The sequence below is a fragment of the uncultured Porphyromonas sp. genome (genome assembly GCF_947254915.1).
Classification (GTDB): Bacteria; Bacteroidota; Bacteroidia; order Bacteroidales; family Porphyromonadaceae; genus Porphyromonas.
In genome coordinates, this window is record NZ_CAMYEZ010000119.1 from 1 (window position 1) to 6,686 (window position 6,686).

A 6,686-nucleotide genomic window follows, 5' to 3' on the forward strand; every position below is an offset into this window, starting at 1 on the left:
CGAAGTTTCATTTCATTCTTCCGAAGTTTTATTTCGCCCCTCGGTGGAGAATTTTCATTTGCTCCCTGGAGCTTTTGGATTTCCTACCGAGGAGAGAGATTAGAGGGTAGAAGTTAGAGATTAGAAGTTAGAGGTTAGAGAGGACTCCTAGTGACTAGGAGCTCTAGTGGCACTAGTAGTATTAGTGACCCTAGCTAACAGCCAATAGCCAACCGCTAACAGCCAAAGTGTGGCGCGCCTCAAAAATGTGTACCTTTGTGCAGATTAGCCCTCCTCTACGTGGCGTACCGCTACTACGAGGCGTAGCGCAAGGAGGGGTAGCTTCGCCTCTTTATCATACATTACAGACAGAAAAATAGAAGACCGTATAAAAGATGATTATAGTCAACGACCTCACGATACAGTTTGGCAAGCGCGTGCTCTTTGCCGATGTCAATCTTAAGTTTACCCCGGGCAACTGCTACGGCATCATTGGTGCCAACGGCGCCGGCAAGTCGACTATGCTCCGTATGATCAGCGGTGAGCTAGAGCCGACGCGTGGCACCGTCACTTTCGGACCCGACGAGCGCCTCTCGGTGCTGAGTCAGGATCACTTCGCCTTTGATGAGTACACGGTCATCGACACCGTCCTGATGGGGCATGACAAGCTCTGGAAGATCATGAAGGAGAAGGACGCTATCTACGCTAAGGAGGACTTTTCCGATGAGGATGGTGTCAAAGCGGCTGAGCTGGAGGAGCAGTTTGCGAACCTCGACGGGTGGAACGCTGAGAGCGAGGCGGCAGCCCTCTTGAGCGGTCTCGGCATCAAGGAGGATCTGCACTACCGTCTGATGGGTGACATTAGCGGTAAGCAAAAGGTGCGTGTGCTACTAGCGCGCTGTCTCTTTGGCAAGCCAGACAATCTGCTCCTCGATGAGCCGACGAACGACCTAGACCTAGAGACTGTCTCTTGGCTTGAGGACTATCTCGCTGAGACTGAGAGCACCGTCCTCGTGGTGAGCCACGACCGTCACTTCCTCGATGCCGTGTCAACCCACACGGTGGATATAGACTTTGGCAAGGTGAGACTCTTTGCGGGTAACTACAGCTACTGGTACGAGTCTAGCCAGTTGGCACTGCGCCAGCAACAGCAACAGAATAAGAAGCTTGAGGAGAAGAAGAAGGAGCTCGAGGAGTTCATCCGTCGCTTTAGTGCCAACGTGGCAAAGAGTAAGCAGACGACCAGCCGCAAGAAGATGCTGGAGCGTCTCGATATCAACGAGATTGAGCCGTCGTCACGTCGCTATCCAGGGATCCTCTTCCAGCCAGATCGTGAGCCGGGCAACAAGGTGCTAGAGGTCAATGATCTCTCGGCCGTGACGGACGAGGGGGAGGTACTCTTCAAGGGGCTGACCTTCAATGTGGAGCGAAACGATAAGATCGTCTTCATCAGCCACGACCCACGTGCTATGACGGCACTCTTTGAGATCATCAATGGCAACCGCAAGGCGCAGCAGGGGAGCTACGAGTGGGGACAGACGATCACGACGGCTTATCTGCCTTTGGACAACAGCGCTTACTTTGACACCGATATGACGATCCTAGATTGGCTCGGACAGTTTGCCAAGGACACGAATGATGTCTATCTCAAGGGCTTCCTAGGTCGTATGCTCTTTAGCGGCGAGGAGGTGAATAAGCGCGCCTCGGTCCTCTCGGGAGGTGAGAAGATGCGCTGTATGATCAGCCGTATGATGCTTCCCCCTGGGGCTAATGTGCTGATCCTTGACACGCCGACGAACCACCTGGACCTGGAGTCGATTCAGGCGTTCAACAACACGCTTATCTCCTTCAAGGGGAATGTCCTCTTCTCAAGCCACGACCACGAGTTCATCCGCACGGTGGCTAATCGTGTCATCGAGCTGACACCAAACGGGATCATTGACCGTATCATCAACTACGACGACTACATCACCGATCCGAAGGTGGCTGAGCTACGCGAGAAGTACTACAACGCATAAAGGGACCACACGCCTATGGCTCGTATCCTCGCTATCGACTACGGCACCAAGCGCACGGGGCTGGCGGTGACCGACTCGCTACAGATCACGCCTGGGGCGCTCGACACGGTGCCTACGCATCAGCTCCTCAACTACCTAGCGGACTACCTAGGGCGTGAGGAGGTGGAGACGATCGTCCTCGGCAAGCCAACACAGATGGATGCGACGCCCTCGGCGACGTGGCAGGCGATACAAGCTTTGGCTAAGAAGCTGCAACATCTCTATCCTCAGATACGTCTAGAGTATGTGGACGAGCGCTTTACCTCTGTCTTGGCACAGCAGACGATCCGCGAGGCGGGCATCGGCAAGCAGCGCCGCCGACAGGACAAAGGGTTGGTGGATCGTGTCAGTGCGACCATCATTTTGCAGAGCTATCTGGAGAGCTTGCGCATGCTTCACTAAAAGAAAGATTTAACTGTTTACTCTTATGGCTAAGACCTTACCTATATACCTTTACGGACAACCAGTGCTTCGCAACATGAGCGAGGACATAACGCCTGACTACCCGAACCTCTCGGAGCTGATCGCAGACATGTGGCAGACGATGTACGAGAGTGATGGCATCGGCTTGGCGGCTCCACAGATCGGGCGCAATATACGTCTGCAGGTGATCGATGCGACGCCTCTGGCGGATGAGTACCCTGAGTGTGCGACACTCAAGCTGGTCATGATCAATGCGCATATGCAGTCCCTGAGCGAGGATACCTGTTCGGAGGCTGAGGGTTGTCTGAGCTTGCCCGGCATTAACGAGCGGGTCGTGCGACCTAAGTCGATCGTGGTGGACTATATGAATGAGCAGTTTGAGCCACAGCGTCTAGAACTCTCGGGCTTTGCCGCTCGGGTGGTGCAGCATGAGTATGACCATCTGGATGGCAAGCTCTTTGTAGATCACATCTCGGCGATGCGTAAGCGACTGATCAAAAAGAAGCTCCAGCATATAGCCGACGGGCGTGTACGTGTCGGCTACCCCGTGATGCGTAATACGATACATTAGTCCTTATGCGTCCGCTACTACGATCGCTCTCTCTGCTCCTCTGCATGCTCTGCGTGTGGAGTGCTACGCTTTGGTCGCAGATAGATACGGAGCGTGTGATGACGATCGGGCGCAATGCGATCGGTTTCAAGGATTTCGTGGTCGCCATCGAGCACTTTAACCAAGTAATTGAGGTGTCTCCCACGATGGCTGAGCCGTACTACTACAGAGCTTTTGCGAAGCTTATGCTGGGTGACTATGCGGGTGCCGAGCGGGACGCGACGCTGTGCATCGAGCGCAACCCTTTTCTCTCTAGAGCCTACATGGTACGGGGGGCGGCACGGCACAATCAGCAACACTATGCGGAGGCGGCGACAGACTATGCGCAAGCGCTCAAGATTACGCCGGACGACTTTTACCTCTCGTTCAACCTCGCAGGCTCGCTCTACGGAGCCGAGCAGTATGAGCGTGCCGACTCGGTAGCGCTCGCCTTGACGCAGCGTCACCCGAAGGAGGCGCGGGGCTACTTTCTCGCGGCGGAGATAGCGTTACGACGACAAGACACGGTCGCAGCGGAGGAGCGGATCGCCGAGGGCTTGGCAATAGACTCGCTGAGTGCTGCGCCTTATCGGATGCTCTCAGCGATTGCTTACCTGCGGGGTGACTACAAAGGAGCGCTACGCTACCACGACAAGAGCATAGAGCAGGATCCAAACCAAGCTAGCGACTACATCAACCGTGGACTGACACGCTACAAGCTAAAGGAATACCGTGGCGCTATGGAAGACTACAACCAGGCGCTCCTCTTGACGCCTCACGATGCGGTCGCTCGGCACAATCGCGCCTTGCTACGTATCGAGGTGGGAGACCTACAGGGTGCTCGCGAAGATCTGCTAGAGGTGGTGCGTCTGCAACCGACCAATCTGACGGCTCACTTTAACTTAGCCTTGGTTCAGACGCAGACGGGACAGTACCGTGATGCGATCGAGACGCTAGACTATATATTAGGTCGTCGACCGGAGTTCCTCTCGGGTTACTATCAGCGCTCGGAGGTGAAGCGTCTGCTCGGGGATGCTGCTGGAGCGGACAGAGACTACTGGTTCGCCTACAAGCTAGAGCGTGGACAGGTCAAAGCGCCTAAGCCGACTATCGCTGACAGCACTGGGTCAAGTGTGGCGAGCGACGAACTGTATGCGCTAGACCATCATGCGGAGCTGCAGTCTGCGAGTAGCGATGCGACTTCTGCTTCGCTTAGTGCGGGGAGCAATTCGCTACGCGGTTCGATCCAAGAGCAAGCCAGTTCGTCGGAGGCTTGCCCTGCTTACGAACTCACTTACTTTGTGCAGAAGAGTCACGACAAGCTTTTGCCTCGCTCCAACTTTTCCGCAGAGCTAGAGGCGTACAACGAGCGGACGGGTTACCAGCCCCGTCTCTTGCTTGCCGTCGGCGCACAGTCGCTAGACAGCACGCAGCTCCATGTCGTGCTGGAGGATATAGCTCGTCTGCAGGCTCGTGATACAGAGCAGACGGCTGACTGGCACCTGCGTATGGGCATTGACAAGCTCCTGCTGCGAGACATCGGCGAGGCGGTCTCACAGTTCAACGCTTCTCTCGATCTAGCGCCTCAGCAACCGCTCGCTCTCTTGGCTCTTAGTACGGCGCGCCTCATGCAGGCGGAGACACTCACAGATCCTAAGCAACAGAAGCTTATGTACAACTTAGCGATGCGTGAGCTCACCACAGCCATCAGTCACGCCCCGCAGATAGGCTATATCTACTATAACCGTGCTCATCTGCACCAGACGCTGGGGCATACGGATCAAGCGATCGCAGACTACACCAAAGCGATCGAGCTCCTGCCCCAAGCTGGCGAAGCTTACTACAATCGTGCCCTACTCCTCGAGCAGCAGGGACAGCATGAGCAGGCGATAGATGACTTGAGTCGTGCTGGCGAGCTGGGCATTTATCAGGCTTATTCCCTTATCCATACTATTCAGACACGCTGATGATATCCGTTCAAGACCTTACGGTAGACTTTGGTAAGCAACTCCTCTTTGACTCGATCAACTTTGTCATTAGCAAGGGCGAGCGGGTCGCTCTTGTCGGGCATAATGGGGCGGGGAAGTCGACCTTGATGAAGATCCTCGTCGGCATTGAGCAACCTACGAGTGGTACCGTCAGTCGTCCTCGAGACCTTTCCATAGGTTATCTGCCACAGGTCAAAGAGTTGGTCGATCACACCACCCTGCGGGCGGAGGTTGAGGAAGTCTTTAAGGATGTGCAGTCGCTCAATGATCAGTACGACCACCTGAGCGAAGAGCTGGCGACCCGCACAGACTACGACTCGCCTGAGTACTTAGAGTTGATCGAGCGCCACGGACATCTCACCGATCTGATACAGATGCACCACCCGTCGCAGTACCTTGCCGAGATGGAGCGGACGCTCCTCGGACTAGGCTTCGAGCGAAGCGACTTCGACAGACCGACCCGTGAGTTCTCCGGCGGATGGCGTATGCGTATTGAGCTGGCGAAGGTGCTGCTGAGCAATCCCGATCTGCTCCTCCTCGATGAGCCGACGAACCACCTAGATATTGAGTCCATCGACTGGCTCGAGCACTTCCTCATCGCCCGTGGAGTCACGCTCCTCCTCGTCTCGCACGACCGTACCTTCCTCGACAACGTGACCAACCGCACCATTGAGATTGAGCTGGGACGCATCTACGACTACAAGACTTCCTACAGCCACTACGTCACCCTGCGTGAGGAGCGGCTGGAGCAGCAGAAGCGAGCTTACGAGAATCAGCAGAAGAAGATCCAAGACATCGAGTCCTTCGTCGAGCGTTTCCGCTATAAGCCGACGAAGAGCGCACAGGTTCAGAGCCGTCTCAAGCAGCTAGACAAGATCGAGGAGATCGAGCTCGACGAGATAGACACACGGCACATTAACTTTACCTTCCCGATGGCAGGGCGCAGTGGCGACTATCCCGTCATCATCGAGGACCTAGACAAGAGCTACGGTGACCTCTCCGTGCTACGCAACGTATCAATGACCATCAAGCGTGGCGAAAAGGTCGCCTTCGTTGGGAAGAACGGCTCCGGTAAGTCAACCCTCATGCGCTGTATTATGGGACAAGAGGAGTACACTGGCAAGCTCCAAATAGGACACGGCGTAGAGATCGCATATTTCTCTCAGAATAGGGCGCAGGAGCTACCCGCTAATCAGACTATCCGTGACGCCATCGACAGTTTGGCGCGTGGCGACATGAGACTACATATCAACGACATGCTGGGAGCCTTCCTCTTTGGCGGGGAGGTGGCCGACAAGCCGATCAGCGTACTCAGTGGTGGCGAGCGTGCTCGTGTCGCCATCATGCAGATGCTCCTAGAGCCTGCCAACCTGCTCATCCTCGATGAGCCGACCAACCACCTAGACATCCGAACCAAAGAGATCCTCAAGCGAGCCATCGCAGCCTTCCCTGGGACCGTCATCGTCGTCTCGCACGACCGCTACTTCCTCTCGGGGCTCGTCGACCGCATCTTCTCCTTTAGCCATGGCACTGTACGGGAGTGCATGAACGGCCTCGACGGCTACCTCGCCACCCTCCACGAAGAGCTCAGCCAATCGCCAACAGCTAACAGCCAACAACCAACGGCTAACAACCAACAGCCAACAGCTA

At 55.5% G+C, this 6,686-nt stretch carries 5 protein-coding genes; all 5 read left to right on the forward strand.

Features of this window, described 5'->3' with window-relative positions:
• Nucleotides 1-374: 374 nt before the first annotated feature.
• Nucleotides 375-1,997 (forward strand): ATP-binding cassette domain-containing protein, encoded by a 1,623-nt coding sequence (locus Q0X57_RS07040; RefSeq protein WP_297729536.1) that lies wholly within the window; start codon nt 375-377, stop codon nt 1,995-1,997.
• Nucleotides 1,998-2,012: 15 nt separating this feature from the next.
• Nucleotides 2,013-2,438, forward strand: a complete 426-nt coding sequence (gene ruvX / locus Q0X57_RS07045) for a Holliday junction resolvase RuvX (protein WP_039865429.1) — start codon at nt 2,013-2,015, stop codon at nt 2,436-2,438.
• 25 nt (nt 2,439-2,463) lie between these two features.
• Complete coding sequence (gene def / locus Q0X57_RS07050; RefSeq protein ID WP_297729539.1) at nt 2,464-3,030, forward strand: peptide deformylase; 567 nt, start codon at nt 2,464-2,466, stop codon at nt 3,028-3,030.
• A gap of 5 nt (nt 3,031-3,035) precedes the next feature.
• On the forward strand, nt 3,036-5,015 hold the full coding sequence (locus Q0X57_RS07055) for a tetratricopeptide repeat protein (RefSeq protein WP_297729542.1): 1,980 nt from the start codon (nt 3,036-3,038) through the stop codon (nt 5,013-5,015).
• Nucleotides 5,015-6,686, forward strand: a 1,672-nt coding sequence (locus Q0X57_RS07060; protein WP_297729545.1) for an ABC-F family ATP-binding cassette domain-containing protein, incomplete at its 3' end; no start/stop codon positions are given. The genes Q0X57_RS07055 and Q0X57_RS07060, both read left to right, overlap by 1 nt.

What these genes read in the sequence shown, in the direction of transcription:
- Q0X57_RS07040 (WP_297729536.1), top strand. Translation starts at nt 375, where the DNA reads ATGATTATAGTCAACGACCTCACGATACAGTTTGGCAAGCGCGTGCTC.
- Q0X57_RS07055 (WP_297729542.1), top strand. Translation starts at nt 3,036, where the DNA reads ATGCGTCCGCTACTACGATCGCTCTCTCTGCTCCTCTGCATGCTCTGC.
- ruvX (WP_039865429.1), top strand. Translation starts at nt 2,013, where the DNA reads ATGGCTCGTATCCTCGCTATCGACTACGGCACCAAGCGCACGGGGCTG.
- def (WP_297729539.1), top strand. Translation starts at nt 2,464, where the DNA reads ATGGCTAAGACCTTACCTATATACCTTTACGGACAACCAGTGCTTCGC.